Source organism: Streptomyces sp. NPDC028305, from assembly GCF_055569495.1.
Genome location: NZ_JBVHTN010000002.1, coordinates 1,162,100 through 1,179,055, shown reverse-complemented (window position 1 = coordinate 1,179,055; position 16,956 = coordinate 1,162,100). Strand labels below are relative to the sequence as shown.

The window sequence follows — 16,956 nt, the reverse complement described above, 5'->3', positions numbered from 1 at the left end:
GCGGGTACCCGCCGCGTTCGATGCCCATCATGCGCTCGTCGGCCTCCTCGTCACAGGTACACGGTAGCCGCCGCCACCCTGGGACAGCCGCTCAGCGCAGTACGGCCGCCAGCAGGTCGGCGCCCAGCGCCGTCAGATCGGGCAGATTGAGGGAGTAGCGGACGTAGCGACCCTGCCGCCGGGCCGTGAGCAGACCCGCGCGGCGCAGGGCAGCGAGGTGGCGGGACACCTCCGGGGGTGAGAGCTCCCAGGCATGGGCCAGCTCGCGGGTGGTGTGCGGGCCGCGGGCCAGGGTGCGCAGCAGCCGCAGCCGTACCGGATGTGCGAGTGCCTCCAGCCGTAGAGTGACCGTTTCCAGCGATACCGGCTCTGATGGACTCGGCTCGGCCACGGGGTACTGCACCACCGGCTGCCACCCGGACGTGTGGACGGCCACCAGGTGCGGGCTGCCGAAGACACTGGGGATGAAGGTGACCCCGGTGCCATGGGCGGCGGTCGCCTTGTCCTGGAGCTTGTCCACGATGATGCAGTCGCCGTCCGGCGCCAGGGTGACCGCGCCCGAGACCGATGCGAGCGCCGCCCCGATGCCCTGACGCTTGAGCAGGTCGTTCTTCAGCCGCAGGTCGGTGGCGAGCCGCACGGCGGCGCCCGTCCAGGCGGCATCGAAGAAGGCCTCGGCGCACTGTTCGAGGGTGTGGCGCAATCGCGCCCGCACCACGGCCGGGTCCGCGAGCAGCCGTTCCGCGAAGGCCTCTTGCCGCGCGCCGCGGGCCTGGGCCAGGTCCAGCGCCCGCTCGCGCGCCGTCACGTCCGCGAGCGGCGACCGCGTGGCGAAGTGGACCCGGTTGCTGCCGCACGTGGTGACGAGCGCGGCGGTCACATACGTCTCGTCGTCGATCCGGTCCACGTCGTCCAACTCCTCGGCGAGGGTCAACCGAGGTCGGCCGGGGATCAGAAAGTCGGCTTGTGAGGAACGCCAGAGGAACTCCGCTTCCCGCAACCGCTCGGCCAACTCCGGCCGCAGCCCGGCCCAGACGTCCCCGGCCCAGCCGGCGAGCTGCGGATGATGCCCGGGTTCGGCCAGCACATGCAGCATCGCGGTCAGCTCGGCCAGTGGCGAGGCGGCGAACCGCAGCCGCTCGGACGGCGGACCGCTGATGTCGATGCGAAGCGTCATCCACTCATCATCCCTGGCCAGATGGTCGACGACGGCGTCGGTTGGCAGTATCCGTCAATCGGCGTGCCCCGCGCGGTGGCCGGACGCAGCTTGGGCGCCATGGCAACCACCACCAAGATCAAGCCCCGTGCCCTCGTCCGGGCCTCGGGAGGCCCCCGCTATGCCGTCGCCCTGGCCGTGGACGCGCTCGGCACCGGTCTGCTGCGGCCCTTTCTGCTGCTCTACGGAGTGACGGTGCTGAGTCTGTCCGCGACCGTCACCGGCGTTGCCATGACGGTGGGCATCGTCGCGGGTCTGATGTGCGTGCCCGCGCTGGGCCGATGGCTGGACCGGGGCGCGCGGAGCGCGGCCGTGGCGGCGTCGATGCTGGTGCGGGTGGTGGGCGTGGCCCTGTTGCTGGCAGCCCCGGCGGGGCATGTCTCGCTGTTCGTGGCGGCGGCGCTCTTCCTCGGCATCGGCAACCAGGCATGGCCGGCCGCCCACGCCGCTCTCGTGGCCACGGTCGCCCACGGCCGGGAACGCGACGCGGCCCTCGCGGCCGGCCGTGCCCTGCGCAACGCCGGCATGGGCGTCGGCGCACTCGTCGCCACCGCCTGCCTGGCGGGCGGCACGACCGCTTTTCGGGCGCTGGCAGCCGTCACCGGACTCACCTACCTGGTCGCGGCGGCCCTGGTGTGGTCGGTCCATGTGCACGCGCATACGGCCGCCGACTCCACCGAGGACAGGGGCAGGGGCGACGAGCCCGCGCCCCGGACCCGCACACTGCTGATCGCCAACGTGGTCTACGTCTTCTGCCTCAACGTCCCCGAAATCGCGCTTCCGCTGGTCCTGGTGACACAGTTGCACGCGTCCCCGGTGTGGTCGGCCGTCATCTTCGTGGCCAACACGGTGCTGGTGGTCATCCTCCAGGTTCCGGTCACCGTCATGATGGCCCGGTTCTCCCAGCGGACCGCGCTCGCCCTGGCCGGCGTGGTGCTCAGCGCGTCCTACCTCGGCTTCCTCGCGGCCACCTCGCTGGGGCACGGCTGGGGCGCCCCGGCCGTCGCCGCGGTGTCCGTGGTCTGCACCCTCGGCGAGATCGTCTACGCGGGCAGCGCCACGGCACTCGTGACCCATCTCGCCCCGGCGCATGTCCTGGGACGGGCCCTCGCCCGCTTCCAGCTCTCCACGGGGTTCGGCCTCGCCGTCTCCCCAGCGGTCATCACCACTCTCGCGGCCCGGGGCCCGGCTGCCCTCTGGGGCGGTCTGGCCGCGGCGACGCTCGTCTCCGCCTCCGCCGTTGCCACCGAGAAGGATCAGGGAGCGCCGCTCAGCGGTTACCGCCGCAAGGCGCGAGCAGTCTCATGAACTCGGCAGTCGTCTCCGGGCGCCCGGCCGTAGGAGAGCCGGGGCGGAGGCGGTTTACCGCCCGACGGCCCGGGAAGGCGAAACCCGTGCTTCGGACCGGAGGCACGCCCCGCGGGAGCAGTGTGTCCGCTCAGGGTACGGCCCGGTCCCGGGCCTCCTCCCGCGACACGGCGTCCTCCGCCCCTGGAACCGTCAGCCGAACCGCAGGAGGTGTGTCCCATGACGACCGCTGTGCAGCACAAGGCCCGCCCGTCGGCCCACCCCCACGACGACGCCCCCGACACCTCTGCCGAATTCACGAGAATCGCCGAACTCCCGGACGGACCGGAGCGGGAGGCCCTGCGTCAGCGGGTGGTGGAAGCCTGGATGCCGATGGCCGAGCGGCTGGCCGGCCAGTACCGCAACCGCGGCGAGGCGCTGGAGGACCTGCGCCAGGTGGCCGCCCTGGGCCTGGTGAAGGCCGTCAACCGCTTCGACCCGGGGCGCGGTTCGGCCTTCGAGAGCTTCGCGGTGCCGACCGTCGTCGGCGAGATCAAGCGCCACTTCCGCGACCACCTGTGGGGGCTGCACGTCCCGCGCCGGGTCCAGGAGTTGCGCAACCAGGTGCGGGCCGCCCATCGCGAGCTGTGCCACTCGCTGGACGACCACGCGCCCGACGTCCGGGAGATCGCCGAGCGCACCGGCCTCTGCGAACAGGACGTACGCATCGGAGTGGAGGCCCTGGACAGCTTCACCCCGCTCTCGCTGGACGCGCCGCTGACCGGTGCCGACGACGGCTACGCCCTGCTGGACACCCTCGGCGAGCGGGAGCCCGCCTATGACCGGGTGGTGGACCGGGAGGCCGTGCGGCCGGGGCTGGTCCGGCTCCCCGAGCGGGAGCGGCGGATCCTCTACATGCGCTTCTTCTGCGACATGACGCAAAGACATATCGCAGAGCAGTTGGGCATCTCCCAGATGCATGTCTCCCGGCTGCTCAGCCGCACCTGCTCCCGCCTGTGCGAGCAGGCCATGGCCGAAACGGGCCCGATGGCGGGCCCGCGCTGAGACCGGGGATCCCGGCGCCCGGCCCCGACCGGGCGTCAGGATCCCCTCGGCGTACGGCTAGTGGGACTGCACCCACCAGGTCATCAGGCCGATGACCGCCGTACCGCACGCATACGAGGCACCGCGCACGAAATTCGCCACCGCGAGCCGGCCATAGCGGCGCCACCGTCCGGTGGAGCGACTGGGCGCCGGGGGACGATCCTGCGTAGACAGCATGTGGAGCCCCTTTCGTGAGCGTACGGACACCAGCGGGTCCACGCTGGGAGCCCGTCGGCGCCGGGCGTCACCGGGCCGCTGGCTGCGGGCTCCTTTGCGCTGCCCATAGCATACAAGATTGTGATCTTGTGAAACCCGCAGGACCCGCCGGGAATTCGCTCTAGCTCACACGCTTCGCCGCCACCGTCCGGGTCGCGGTGTTCCAGCCCGAGACCCGGACGGACGGCGAGGAGCCGCCCAGGTCGGCCGCGCGGTAGGTGGCGGTGAGCGTCGTGGACTCCCCCGGCCACAGGCTGACCTGATTGTCCGACCAGCGCACGGGCAGGACGGGCGCGCCCGCGCCGGTCACCAGGTGGGCGTCCACCATCAGGGCCGGGGTCCGGCCGCTGGAGGTGTTGCGCAGGGTCACGGTCGTGGTGGCGGTCCCGTCGGGCCCGGTGGTGGTGGCCGCGGTGGCGGACACCGGGGCCTGGTCCATCCGACTGAGCCCGGTGAGGTCGGCGTAGGAGGTGGTCGGGGTGTAGTACCAGTCGGTGTTGTCCCAGTCGAGCACGTCCGGCTCGGTGGACAGCCAGTAGACGTTGCGGCTGACCTCGTTGCCCGCGCCGTCGGTGAGGACGAGCTTGGCCAGGTAGGTGCCCGACACTCCACTGACGTCGGCGGGCACGGTCAGCGCGGTGGTCTTGCCCCCGTCGGCCGGGGCGGTGACACCGGTGGCGGTCTTGTCGTACTTGGGCGCGCCCTTGGTGTCGTAGAGGCTCACCCGCGCGGTGAGTCCGGTGGCCGCCTCGTGCCGGTTGTTGACCACGACCACCTCCCGCGAGTCGTACGAGTACTGGATGTGCAGCGGTTCGTTCGCCTTCTTGGCTCCGAAGTAGGCCCCGCCCTGGTCGAGGTAGCGGTCGAAGAGCTGCCAGTGCAGGGAGGTCCAGCCGCTGTTCAGCATCCAGTAGACGACGCCGGTGGCCGGCTTGGAGGTGTCGGAGAAGTTCCGGCCGTACGCCTCGTACTGGGCGCGCACCGCCTCGTACTGCGCGAGCTGCGCCTTGCGCACATAGTCCTCGAGGCCGGTCGGCGGGCCGTAGCGGCCGTTGAGTGCGTTGCCGAAGAGCTTCAGGTCGCCGAAGGTGTTCGACGGCGAGCGGTGGTACTGCTTGGCCTTCGGGTCCTTCCACAGCGTTTCCAGCTCGCTCGGGGACATCATCCGCCGGAGCGTGTCGAGGGTCGGGATGTCGGGCCCGGCGCTGGTCTCGGAGTTGAAACCGGTCGCGCCGCCCTCGCGCTTGGCGTACCAGTAGTTCGGGGGCACCCAGTCGTAGGGGCCGGTCATCTTCATCCCGGACTTGCCGAGGACCGGGGAGGACTTCGCGGAGGCGGCGGGGATCACCGGGTTGGGCCAGTCCGCGGCCTTCAGGGCATCGAGGTAGTTCTTCTCGATGGTCGCGTCGGGGGCGAAGTCGCTGCCGATGAGGAAGGAGATGACGCTGGGGTGGTCGCGCAGCCGCGCGGCCTCGGCGGCCATGGAGTCCTTGGCCACCACATAGTCGGCCGCGGTCCACTTGTCGCCCGTCTCATCCCCGTTGACCTGGCCCTCCCACTTGTCGCAGCACTCCCACCCGGGGAGGGTGAGGATGCCGTAGCGGTCGGTGAGGTCGAAGAACTCGTCCGGTTCGATGTGGCCTTCGAGACGGATGGTGTTCAGGCCGAGGTCGAGGGCGTACTTCAGCCGGTCCTCGACATAGCGGGCGTCCCAGCGCAGGAACACGTCCGGGGACCAGCCGCCCGCCTTGATCAGCAGCGGGCGGCCGTTGACGGAGTACCGGCGGGCGCCGTCCGCGTTCAGCGGGGCCTTGACGTCCCGGATGCCGAAGGTCTGGTGAGCGGTATCGGAGGCAGTGCCCGAGACGGTGGCGGTCAGGTCGAGGTCGTACAGCGGCTGGCCGCCCATCCCGGCCGGCCACCACACCCGGGGCCGGTCCAGGCGCAGTTGCGGATAGGCGGAGGGCGTGAAGGTGACGGTCTTCTTCTCGTGTGCGGCCAGCGCCACGGTCTGGCTGAAGGACACCGGGCCGACGGTCCCGGAGACGGTGGCGGTGACGGGCGCGCCGGAGTCGTTGCGGGCCTCGGCCTTGACGGTCAGTTCGGCGGAGGACAGCGAGGGGACGGCCAGCGCGGTGGTCACATGCGCCCCGCGCAGGGCCACCGGGCCGCCGCGGCGCACCAGGACATCGCGGACCAGCCCCATGTTCTCGTCGGGCGGGGGCTGCAACCAGTCGATCCAGCCCATGGTGAGGTTCTTGCGCGGGTCGTTGGGCTCCACCTTGAAGGCCACCGTGTTGGTGCCGGCCGTGACCAGGTCGGTGATGTCCAGTTCATGGCGGGTGTACGCGCCGGCGACCTGGTCCTTGGTGGCGATCCGCTCGCCGTTGACGTACACGTCGGCGGCGGAGACGACCCCGCTGAAGTCCAGGTAGGTGCGGGAGCCGGGGTCGGTGACGGTGAAGTCGGAGCGGTACCACCAGGGGACGGCGAAGTCGGCGGCCGGGATTTTCTTGAGGTTGGTCGAGTAGAACGGATCCGGGTACGCGCCCTTGGCCAGCAGGCCCGCGAGCACCGTCGACCGGGGCGCCATGGCGTACCAGCCGGTGGCGGGGTAGCCGGGCGAGGAGACGGCGGCGGGGGTGTCGGTGACCTTCGCCGAGGACTGCACGGCGAACCCGGCCAGGGCGGCGGCCGTGCCCGCGGCGTCCCCCACCCGGGTGACCGGCGGCGGGGCCTGGCCGACGGCCGTCGGCGTACGGGGCGGCGGGGCGGCCCCGGCCGGGAGGGAGAGCGCCAGGAGCAGACCGCCGACGGCGAACGCGGTGGTCAGGACGGAGCGCACGCGGGCTGTCGCCCGCCGCCGGGGTGGTGCCGGGCGGAGGAACACGGAGGTCTCCCTGAGAGGCCGGGCGTTGGTTAGGCAACTTTCCTAACAGTCTTTGGACGCTAGAGACGTGAATGCGACATGTCAACACCCGGCTCCGCCGCGTGGCGGGAGCAGTGCCCCCGTACGGCGGAACCGCGCCGATGAGACAGGGCCTGTGGCCGGGGAGCGCGCTCAGGCGTGCCAGCGCAGGACCGCGCCGAGGCCCCCCGCCGGGCCGGCCATGCCCTCGGGCACCAGCAGCACCTCGGTGTCCGCCGCCGCGGCCGCGCGCACCAGCGCGTCGTCCGCGCGCGCCGGCTCGGGCGCCGCGACACCCAGCGCGCGGGCCTGGGCGCGCTGCACCGCCACCTGGTCGACGCCGGGGCCGACCCACACCTCGCGGCGGGCGTCCGCCCCCGTCTGCCCCAGCAACAGGGTCGCCGCCTGATGGCTGCGTACCGCCTCCACCACCGCAGGCATCCCTTCCGCGGCCCCACCGGGCGCCGAACCGTCGTGGGCGCCACCCGCACCCGGCTCGCCCGGGCGGCCCCGCGCGGCGCGGAACAGGTCGAGGACATCCTCCAGGTGGGAGCGGACGTACTCCTCGCGGACCCGGTCGATCTCCGCTTCGAGCTGCTCCCGGGAGCTGCCCGCGGCCCTGCTGCCGTGCTGCGCCTCCACCGTGCGGGCGCGCAGCGGCTCGGGCAGCCGGTCGTGCACGGCCCTGCGCTCGCGCGGATCGCCGGCCAGGACCAGCAGCCGCGCATCGCTGTCCGGCCACCGCCGCGCGAGCTCGTCGGCGACCAGATCGGCGGTCTGGTCCCAGGTGTTCTCGACCCGGTTGCGGTAGTGCCACTCGTAGCGGTCGGCGGGTACGGAGCGGTGTCCGCGGGTCGGCGGCGGGCTGCCGCTCGCCCGGCCGACGGGGCGGGGCCCGGCGTCGTCGAGCAGTTCGAGGTCGGCTCCGGAGCGGTCGACACGGGCCACCAGACACGGGGGACACTCGCCGCGCAGGGACGCCAGCGGCGCGACCCGGGGAAGCGTCGACCAGGAGGTGGCCACATCGGGCGGCGATGCGGCCAGCGGAAGGTCGAGGACCACCTCCCCGCCCTCCGCGAACAGCGCCCGCCCGGCCGACGGCCTGGCCATCCGCTCGCCCGCCAGCCGCTCGACCAGCGCCTCGCGGGTGGGGGCGTCGGCGCCCTGCCGGGCGAGCTGGTCGCAGACGAACCGCTCCCGCAGCCTGCGCCGCCTGGGCGCGTCCTCGGTCGCGCGCGAGGTGTCCAGATAGACACAGGCCCAGGGACCCGGGCGCTCGAACAGCGGCTTCAGGAATCCAACATCCATGATCTCCCCCATCCCGGGGAAACGCGCGAGAGCCGGGGCGCACCCGGGGGAATCCGGGGCGCCGCCCCGTTCCTGACCCCAGGATCCCTCCACCGGTCCACGAGCGCCAGGCACGCCCGGCCGCGCCATCGACGGCGTGTCCCGCCTAGACTTGACGGTGTGACTCGCTCCAACGAGGAGGTCGAGGCGCTGCTCCGCGAGTACGCGGACCTCCTTCTGATCACCGGCGGGGACGCGTTCAAGGCGCGCGCCTACGAGAAGGCCGCCCGCGCGATCGGCGGCTTCCCCCGCGATGTCTCCGAGCTCGACGCGAAGGGCCTGCGCGAGATCCCCGGGGTGGGCAAGTCGATCGCCGACAAGGTCGTGGAGTATCTGCGCACCGGCAGCGTGCCGGCCGTCGACGAGGCGCGCGCCGCGATCCCGGCGGGGGTGCGGCAGCTGACCGCCATCCCGGCGCTCGGGCCGAAGAAGGCCATGGTGCTGTACGAGGAGTTGCACATCGCGTCGATCGACGAGCTCTCCGACGCGATCCACGGACACAAGCTGCGCGATCTGAAGGGCTTCGGCCCGAAGACGGAGGAGAACATCCGCCACGGCATCGCCCTCATGCAGGCAGCCGGCGATCGGGTGCCGCTGAACGTGGCCATGGGCGTGGCCGATGAGATCGTGGCCGAGCTGTCGCGGGTGACCGGCTGTGAGGGCTGCGAGTACGCGGGGTCGCTGCGGCGGATGAAGGAGACCGTCGGCGACATCGACATCCTGGTCGCGGCCGACGAATCGGTCCCGTTCATGGAGGCGTTCGCCCACCTGCCGTACACCGCCGAGGTCATCGCGCGCGGGGAGAAGAAGACCTCGATCCGCACCACCAAGGGGCTCCAGGTCGATCTGCGGGTGCTGCCCCTCGACTCCTGGGGTGCGGGGCTCGTGTACTTCACCGGATCCAAGGCGCACAACATCCGGATCCGCGCGATCGCGATGCGCCACGGCCTCAAGCTCTCCGAGTACGGCCTGTTCGACTCCAGGAGCGGGGAGAGAGTCGCCTCCCGCAGTGAGGAGGACGTGTACGCCAGGCTCGGCATGGACTGGATCCCGCCGACGCTGCGCGAGGACCGCGGCGAGGTCGAGGCGGCCTTGAACGGGCACCTCCCCGAGCTGGTGACGGAGTCCGATCTGCGCGGCGATCTGCACACCCACACCAACCTCACCGACGGCCTCGAATCGCTGGAGGAGATGATCGCGGCGGCGCGGCGGCGCGGATACGCGTACTACGCCGTCACCGACCACGCCCCGAAGCTGTACATGCAGCAGATGACCGACGAGAAGATCCTGGACCAGCGCGAGCAGATCCGGGACCTGGACCGGGGGCGGCGCGGGATGCGGCTGCTGCACGGCGTGGAGCTCAACATCGACGTCCAGGGAGACGTGGACTGGCCCGACGAGTTCCTCGAGGGTTTCGACCTGTGCGTGGCGTCGGTGCACACGCAGTTCGGCCTGGGGCGGGACGAGATGACCCGGCGGCTCCTGCGGGCATGCGAGAACCCGAACGTCAGCATCATCGGCCATCCGACCACCCGGCTGATCGGGAAGCGGCCGGGCATCGACGCCGATCTGGACGCGGTGTTCGCCGCGTGTGCCCGCACCGGCACCGCGCTGGAGATCAACGCGCACCCCGACCGGCTGGACCTGTCGGACGAGAACATCCTGCGGGCCAAGGAACACGGCGCGAAGTTCGCGGTCGACAGCGACGCGCACTCCACCCTCGACATCGCCGCCCTGCGCTATGGGGTGGGGACGGCGCAGCGCGGCTGGCTGACCGCCGACGATGTGATCAACACATGGCCGCTGGCCCGGCTGCGGCGTTTTCTGCGCAAGGAGGGACACAGCTGAGCACCTCCGAACGCCCTGAACGCCCTGAACGCTCTGAACACCGCGCACAACCCGAGCACCCCGAACACCCCGCTCATCAGGCGCCCGGGGCCGGCACGCTGCGCGAGCTGGACCAGCGGGTCAGCGGCTGCCGCGCCTGCCCGCGCCTGGTGGGGTGGCGCGAGGAGGCCGCCCGTATCAAGCGCCCGGCCTACCGCGAGTGGGACTACTGGGCCCGCCCGGTGCCGGGGTTCGGACCGGACGACGCCGCGCTGGCCATCGTCGGTCTGGCCCCCGCCGCGCACGGCGGCAACCGCACCGGCCGGATGTTCACCGGCGACCGCTCCGGGGACTTCCTGTACGCGGCGCTGTACGCCGTCGGCCTGGCCAATCAGCCGACGGCGACCCATCGGGGCGACGGCCTGGAACTGCGCGGCGTCCGGGTCACCGCGCCCGTGCACTGCGCACCGCCGGCCAACCGGCCCACAGCCTCGGAGCGCGACACCTGCCGCCCTTGGCTGGTGCGCGAACTGGGGCTGCTGCGACCGACATTGCGCTCGGTGGTGGTGCTGGGGGCGTTCGGCTGGCAGGCGGCGCTGCCCGCGTTCGCCGTGGCCGGCTGGGAGGTGCCCCGCCCGCGCCCGGCGTTCGCACACGGCGCGCGCGTCACACTGCGGGATGTGGAGGCGGGGGCGCCGCTGCGGGTGTTCGGCTGCTACCACGTCAGTCAGCAGAACACCTTCACCGGGCGGCTGACCCCGGCGATGCTGCGGGAGGTGCTCCGCTCGGCGGCGGAGGCGGCCGGGCTGTGACCCGCGCCGACGAAGACGGGCCGCCGGCGCGGTGAAGCGCCGGCGGCCCGGTGGGGGGTGGTACGAGGTCCCAGGCACTGGGGCAGGTGGGCGCCCGGGACCTCGGTCAGGGGTGGCAGGAGGTGTCCTGCCCGGATCAGCCGTTACGTGTGGTTCGCGGCGTTGCCGTCTCCGGCCGCGCCGTTGTCGCCATTACCGGCGGCGCCGTTGTCGCCGTTGCCCGCCGCGCCACCTTCGTCCGCGCCGCCCTCGGCTCCCTGGCCGACGCCGTCGCCGGCGCCCGCGCCGTCACCCTGGCCGGCGCCATCTCCGGCGCCCTGGCCCGCATCGCCCTGGCCCGCACCATCGCCCTGGCCCGCGCCGTCACCCTGGCCCGCGCCGTCACCGGCACCGTCGCCCTGGCCCGCGCCGCCGCCACCGTTGTCGCCGCCGATGACGGCGCCCGTGGCCTGGAGCGCGGTGCTCACCGGCTGGAAGAACGTCTCGCCGCCCTGCGTGCAGTCGCCGCTGCCGCCGGAGGTCAGCCCCACGGCCGCGTCCTCGGCGAACATGGCGCCACCGCTGTCACCGGGCTCGGCGCACACATCGGTCTGGATCAGGCCGTTGACGATGTCGCCGTTGCCGTAGTTCACGGTGGCGTTCAGGCCGGTGACGGTGCCGTCGCTGAGGCCCGTGGTGCTGCCGGAGCGCTGCACCGGCAGCCCGACGCTCGCCTCGGCGACCCGGGTGATCTCCTGGGTGGTGCCGTCCTGGAGGTCCACCGTGCTGGGCGCCTGGGTGTTCGGGTCGTCGTACGTCACCAGGGCGAAGTCGCTCACCGGGAACTGGGACTCGGCGGTGGTGCCCACCTGCTGGGCGCCCGCCTGGTCGGTGGCCCAGGTCTCCGCGATGTTGCCGCAGTGGCCCGCGGTGAGGAAGGCGGGCGCGCCGTCGACCGTGACATTGAAGCCCAGCGAGCAGCGGGCGCCGCCGCCGAAGATGGCGTCGCCGCCGTCCAGGGCACCGGCCTGCTCACCGGCGCCGCCCGCGCCGTCGCCGCCACCCTGGCCGTCACCGGCACCCTGGCCATCGCCCGCGCCCTGGCCGGCGCCGTCGTCGGCACCACCCTGGCCGGCTCCCTGGCCGGCGCCGTCGTCCGCGCCTCCCTGGCCCGCGCCGTCGTCCACGCCGCCTTGTCCGGCGCCCTGACCGGCACCGTCGTCTGCGCCTTGACCCTGGCCTTCGCCCGCGCCCTGGCCCTGGCCCTGGCCCGCGCCTCCGTCGGCGCCGGGTTGCTTCTCGTCGGTCCCGTCGAACTTCTTGAACTCGCCATTGGTTCGCTGAACGGTGGCCGTGCCCGCCAGGCCGTCCACGGCCTTGGTCAGCGTGGCCCACTTCGTACCCGTGACAGTTCTGTCGGCGGTGACCCGGACCTTGTTGGTCTTCGGGTCGATCGACCAGGCCGTGCCGGGGATCGAGGCGTTGTCGCTCAGCGTCTTGGTGGTGGCCTTGAGCTCCGCCATGCTGTTCTCGACGATCTTGGCCACAGCGCCCTTGGCCCGGACGTCGTTCGCCGCGTCCTCGTTCAGGACGTTCATCACCAGCTGCTTGGAGTCGCCCTGGTAGTACCACCCCGCCGCGTTGGTGCCCAGGTCAGAAGCGAGGCCCGTCGCGAGCTTCACGGCAGCCTGCGGCGAAAACGTCTTGGACTCGGCCGACTTGTCCGGGCTCGCGTTGGCGTTCGGAAGCAGAATGACCGCTCCCGCGAGGGCGGCCGCGGCGGCGCCGGCTATGACGACGGTCCGCTTGTTCACACGTCGGTGGCTCAACTCACTGACCTCCAGTAGGGGTGCGCCGGGGGGTGCTCGAGGAGTGTTCGTGGTTTCCTCTGCGTCCCTGCGCGGTGGTCACCCGGTCATACGGAGGTAGTGGTTCAGTGTTTTCAAGGCCACTCAAGGTGTGATGAAAACCGGGCGCGAGGCGCCCGGGATGAGTATGCTCCGCCGGTTCGGCCCCTCCCTCACTCCTTCGCCGTGGCCGCCGCCTGCTCGCTCAGCTCCCACACCTGCCCGAGCGCCATGTCGACCGAGGGCCCGGCCGGGGTGCCGCCCGTGGTCTCGAAGTGGTCGACGTAGTCGCCGATGAAGGCCTGCCAGCAGTCGGTTGGTTAGTTCCCCCTCTGGCGCCAGTTCCCGATCCGGCGGCTGCCACCGGTGGTTGACCGGATCCTGGTCGAGCGCGGCCATCGCGGCGGCGAAGTCCTCGCAGTCCACGAGGTGGAACAGATGGCGTCCGCTGCGCCAGATCCTCCAGTTGGTGATGCCCGCCCGGCCCAGCGCCTCCAGCAGATCCGCCGGAACCGTGGCGTGCACCTCTTCGTATCCGGCTTCCTGGCCCTCCTTGAGGACCGAGTGCAGTGCGACGCGCATGGCTTTCCCTCTCTCCTTGTCACATGTGCCGAAAGAGACCGGCAACTCACAGTGCTGACCGTGTGGATGGTATCGGCATGGGTATATCTCCTCGAACCTGTCCGAGCTCAAGGGGACGAAGGAAGATCATGAATGCAGCCGAGAACACTGGCGCGGACCTCCGGTCGGCGCCCACATTCATAGACCTCGTCATTCCGGAGAGGGTGAAGGAATCTCTCGGGGAGCAACTCGCAGGCCTGGGCGACCCGGCACAGGACATGGATCGGGCGATGGCTCTCTGCCATCAGATATTCGCGACCTTACCGATTGATCTCCTACAGAGCATCCTGGATTTCGGCAGGCATGCGGACACCCCCGGCGTCGCGCGAGTGGGCAACCTCCCCGTCGAACACGGACTTCCCGATACCCCCGACGACGGTGGGCCGTGCCGAACGAAGAGCACATACCTTTCGGAAGGAGTTCTCCTCGGGCTCAGTGGGATGCTGGGAGAGCCCGTCGAGTTCACCACCGAGAAAAATGGCCAACTGATTCACGATGTCATTCCGGTCGCGGACGGAGCTACGACACAGACGAATCGCAGTTCGACCGTTTTTCTCAACTTCCACAACGACATCGTGTACGACGAGGCCGGATCATACAATGCGAGCAATCCGGACTTCCTTGTCCTCAACTGCCTTCGCGCAGACCACGAGGGTGTTGCCGGAACCTACTACGCGGACGCCCGGGATGTCTGCCAGGCCCTGGACGCCTCCTCGCTCAAGCTGCTCACGGAGCCTCTCTTCAGGCTCAACGCTCCCGGGGGTTATGCGCGGCTGGTCGGCAAGAGCGAAACGCTCTCCGCCCCCGTGCCCATCATCAGCGGGCCCGAATGGTGCCCTGAAATCGCCTCCTCCGCCAATGGAGTTCATGCCCTTTCCCCTGAGGCCGAAGCAGCGCTGCGGCGGCTTCAGTCCGCCTGCCGGGAAGTCGCACACGAAGTCTTCCTGCGCCCCGGCCAGGCGCTGCTCATCAATAACCGGAAGGGCCTGCACGCCCGTTCCGAGTTCGAGCCGCGATACGACGGCCGCGATCGCTGGTTGCAGCGTACTTACATTCGCAGGAATCACTGGAGCATCCGCGACCGTGTTGTTTCCCGGACACGGAGGCTTCTCCGCCACGGTGGACAGGGAGGACGGAGGGCCGACTCCGGATGGGTGGCGCCCGTATGTGGCCGGGACCATCGACGTAACTGACGTACCCGTCGCACACGGTGCCATGACCCGGCCCGAAGCGCTCGCGGTCATCGGCCCGGTCCTGGCGGCGCGGCTTCGAACAGCGGTGTCGGCCTGAACAGGACGGCCGCACGACGGCGGAAGTCAGGGGACTTGTGATGCAGGAAGAGAGTGAGGGCATCATGCCGGAAGCGGTCCAGATCATCGGAATCGGCGGGTCCACCAGGGCGGACTCGACCGCGGAGAAGGCCTTGCGCATCGCCCTCGCCGAGGCTGTCCGCCGAGGCGCGCGAGTCAGGCTGATCAGTGGGCCCGACCTGGTGCTGCCGCTGTACGAGTACGCGGCGGCTGAACGGTCCGAACGGGCGAAAGCCCTCGTCGACGCCGTCTCGTCGGCAGATGGGCTGATGATCGCCACACCCGCCTACCACGGCTCGCTCTCGGGAATGGTGAAGAACGCGCTCGACTACATGGAGGAACTGCGCACGGACCGGCGGCCGTACTTCTCGGGGCGAGCCGTGGGCTGCATATCGGTCGCCGGCGGATGGCAGGCGGCGGCTTCGGCGGTCGCCGCGCTACGGACGACCGTTCACGCACTGCGCGGGTGGCCCACTCCGCTCGGGGTCACGATCAATACGGAGACCACGTCGTTCGACGCCGATGGCCGGGTGAACGATCCACGGGTGGCCGAACGCCTTGAACTGGTGGCCGAGCAAGTCGTCGAGTTCGCGTTGATGCGCCGGGCGTTGAGGTCACAACAGATGAAAGCACCCGCATTGCGGGACCTATCGACGTCAACCACGACCAGGGCGACGCGTTCCGGAAGGGCAGTGGACAACAAACTGCCAAAGCCCTTGACACCCCCGCGGGCCGCACTTTAGCTTTCGGGACGATGTTCAATAATACTGAACCATGACCAGAGTGTGACCATTTCAAATCTGGACGGGGGACAGCACATTGGGACGGGTGGACACGAAACCACAGCCCATCGTGGGATTAATCGGGCGCGCAATGTTTCGCGCGCCCCTCATGCACCGCAACGCTGAAGCCTTCTTCCGTATGCCGATTTGCCCGTCCATCCAACGCACCAGCCTCCCGATGTGAGGCAATGCCCATGGAAAGGGATGTCGTGAGCATATCCAAGAAGTCTCCTCAATTCGGGGACGTTCTTCGGGAGTATCGAATATCATGCGGAATGACACAGCAGGAACTGGCGGACTTCTCGACGCTCAGCGTGCGCGCCATCCGGGACCTCGAACGCGGGAAAGTGGCCAGGCCACGGAAGGAAACTCTGCGCCTTCTGGTGAATGCCCTGGATCTGCCCGCCGACGACCGTGAAAGGTTTGAGTCACTGCTGGTTTCGGCCCGCGGCAATCGATTTGGATCGGCCACCGCCAACCCCCGGCAGAGAAACTCCTCGGGGGGTGGCTCTCTCGAGGAAGTACCGGATGTGGTATTTGCATACCTGCCCGAGCGGGGCGCCGGGGCACCTGATGCACTCAATGGCGGAATCTATGCGGACGTGCTGAATTCCCTCGCCAAGAACTTAGGCCTGACAGGGCATCAAATGGCCATCGTGGTTCTCTCGCCGGACAGAGCGTGACCCTTTCTCTTTTTGGAAGTGCCCGCGACGGCGGCGGTATCCGCATACTGCCGCGTGACAGAGAGAACTGAATCAGTGGACAGCGAGACGAGTGCAGAAAAGACCGTGGCAGAAGTACCCCGACCGGCCGCCAAGGAGACGCGCCGGCTGGGCAGACCGGTCTACCCTCTCACCATCTGTCAATTCCTCTACTACGCGGGCGTCAGCGTCGACTTGACACTGACGGCCGTCGTCGGCCTCGAGATGGCGCCGGCGGCCGCCCTGGCGACGCTGCCACTCACCCTGATGACGGTGACCGGAACCATCGCTTCGTACGCGACCGGAATGCTTTCCGCGCGATACGGCCATCGAGCGGTCCTGGCGGTGGGCGCCTGTATCGCGGTGGCCGGTGGTCTGGTGTCCATGCTCGCCGTCCAGGCGGATTCATTCTTCACCTTGTGTGTCGGAACCGGCATGGTCGGCGTGTACCGGTCGACGGGCGGCTACTTCCGGTTCCTCGCGGCAGACCTGGTGCCCGAGGCATCCCGGGCCAGGGCGCTGAGCACGGTTCTGTGTGGTGGCGTGGCAGCGGCGATCGTCGGTCCGCTGGCCGCGACCGAGAGCAGCGGCATCATGGGCGCCCAGTTCGCCGGCTCCTACCTGCTGGTGTCGTGCCTGGCGTTCGCCGTGGTGCCTGTGATCCTCGCCGTGCGGCCCGCCTCGCCTCATACGACGGAGGCGGATCCCGACGTGGAGGAGGAGACGGCCCGGGCCACGCGCGTACGCGATGTCGTGCACACCAGCGACTTCCGCCGGGCCTTCTGCTTGCTGGCGGTGTCCACGGGCGTGATGACCATGCTGATGGCCGTCGGCCCGATCGGAAGCAAGCACGCCGGGCACTCCTTGTCCCAGGGCGCGATGGTCATCCAGTGGCACATGGTGGGGATGTTCGCCCCGGCCTTGTTCAGTGGCAGGCTGACCACGGCGTGGGGCCCTCGTTGGAGTGAGCCGGCCACCGCCTGAACCCGCCCGCCTCGA

At 70.4% G+C, this 16,956-nt stretch carries 13 protein-coding genes; 8 read left to right on the top strand and 5 right to left on the bottom strand.

Annotated features, from left to right (window positions below; translation table 11 throughout):
• Positions 1 to 91: 91 nt before the first annotated feature.
• On the bottom strand, positions 92 to 1,177 hold the full coding sequence (locus ACZ4WQ_RS11220; protein WP_398376911.1) for a DUF5937 family protein: 1,086 nt from the start codon (positions 1,175 to 1,177) through the stop codon (positions 92 to 94).
• A gap of 99 nt (positions 1,178 to 1,276) precedes the next feature.
• On the opposite strand from ACZ4WQ_RS11220, the gene ACZ4WQ_RS11215 reads away from it, so the two are divergent.
• Together ACZ4WQ_RS11215 and ACZ4WQ_RS11210 are read left to right on the top strand one after the other, a co-directional pair.
• Positions 1,277 to 2,524, top strand: a complete 1,248-nt coding sequence (locus ACZ4WQ_RS11215; protein WP_385341965.1) for an MFS transporter — start codon at positions 1,277 to 1,279, stop codon at positions 2,522 to 2,524.
• Between the two features lie 219 nt (positions 2,525 to 2,743).
• Positions 2,744 to 3,568 carry a SigB/SigF/SigG family RNA polymerase sigma factor gene (locus ACZ4WQ_RS11210; RefSeq protein ID WP_398376910.1) on the top strand — a complete coding sequence of 275 codons (825 nt, stop codon included), beginning with the start codon at positions 2,744 to 2,746 and terminating at the stop codon, positions 3,566 to 3,568.
• A 376-nt stretch (positions 3,569 to 3,944) separates the two neighbouring features.
• Here ACZ4WQ_RS11210 and ACZ4WQ_RS11205 read toward each other — a convergent pair whose 3' ends face one another.
• Complete coding sequence (locus ACZ4WQ_RS11205; protein WP_398376908.1) at positions 3,945 to 6,713, bottom strand: glycoside hydrolase family 2 protein; 2,769 nt, start codon at positions 6,711 to 6,713, stop codon at positions 3,945 to 3,947.
• Positions 6,714 to 6,884: 171 nt separating this feature from the next.
• On the bottom strand, positions 6,885 to 8,039 hold the full coding sequence (locus ACZ4WQ_RS11200) for a baeRF2 domain-containing protein (RefSeq protein WP_311722977.1): 1,155 nt from the start codon (positions 8,037 to 8,039) through the stop codon (positions 6,885 to 6,887).
• A 159-nt stretch (positions 8,040 to 8,198) separates the two neighbouring features.
• On the opposite strand from ACZ4WQ_RS11200, the gene polX reads away from it, so the two are divergent.
• Complete coding sequence (polX, locus tag ACZ4WQ_RS11195; protein ID WP_398376906.1) at positions 8,199 to 9,926, top strand: DNA polymerase/3'-5' exonuclease PolX; 1,728 nt, start codon at positions 8,199 to 8,201, stop codon at positions 9,924 to 9,926.
• Complete coding sequence (locus tag ACZ4WQ_RS11190; protein ID WP_398376905.1) at positions 9,875 to 10,717, top strand: uracil-DNA glycosylase; 843 nt, start codon at positions 9,875 to 9,877, stop codon at positions 10,715 to 10,717. Before polX ends, ACZ4WQ_RS11190 begins: the two co-directional genes overlap by 52 nt.
• 143 nt (positions 10,718 to 10,860) lie before the next feature.
• Here the strand turns inward: ACZ4WQ_RS11190 and ACZ4WQ_RS11185 are convergent, their stop codons facing one another.
• A complete protein-coding gene (locus tag ACZ4WQ_RS11185; RefSeq protein ID WP_398376904.1) occupies positions 10,861 to 12,510 on the bottom strand; it encodes a S1 family peptidase in 1,650 nt (549 codons plus the stop codon).
• A 138-nt stretch (positions 12,511 to 12,648) separates the two neighbouring features.
• On the bottom strand, positions 12,649 to 13,125 hold the full coding sequence (locus ACZ4WQ_RS11180; protein ID WP_398376903.1) for an L-rhamnose mutarotase: 477 nt from the start codon (positions 13,123 to 13,125) through the stop codon (positions 12,649 to 12,651).
• A 128-nt stretch (positions 13,126 to 13,253) separates the two neighbouring features.
• Here ACZ4WQ_RS11180 and ACZ4WQ_RS11175 point away from each other — a divergent pair, with 128 nt between their 5' ends.
• The 4 genes from ACZ4WQ_RS11175 to ACZ4WQ_RS11160 all read left to right on the top strand — a co-directional run bounded on the left by ACZ4WQ_RS11175 (position 13,254) and on the right by ACZ4WQ_RS11160 (position 16,941).
• A complete protein-coding gene (locus tag ACZ4WQ_RS11175) occupies positions 13,254 to 14,357 on the top strand; it encodes a TauD/TfdA family dioxygenase (RefSeq protein ID WP_398376902.1) in 1,104 nt (367 codons plus the stop codon).
• A 137-nt stretch (positions 14,358 to 14,494) separates the two neighbouring features.
• Entirely contained in the window at positions 14,495 to 15,217 is a 723-nt protein-coding gene (locus ACZ4WQ_RS11170) for an NADPH-dependent FMN reductase (protein ID WP_398376901.1), read from the top strand.
• 248 nt (positions 15,218 to 15,465) lie between these two features.
• Positions 15,466 to 15,939 carry a helix-turn-helix domain-containing protein gene (locus tag ACZ4WQ_RS11165; protein WP_398376900.1) on the top strand — a complete coding sequence of 158 codons (474 nt, stop codon included), beginning with the start codon at positions 15,466 to 15,468 and terminating at the stop codon, positions 15,937 to 15,939.
• A gap of 105 nt (positions 15,940 to 16,044) precedes the next feature.
• Entirely contained in the window at positions 16,045 to 16,941 is an 897-nt protein-coding gene (locus tag ACZ4WQ_RS11160; RefSeq protein ID WP_398376899.1) for an MFS transporter, read from the top strand.
• Positions 16,942 to 16,956: the final 15 nt, after the last annotated feature.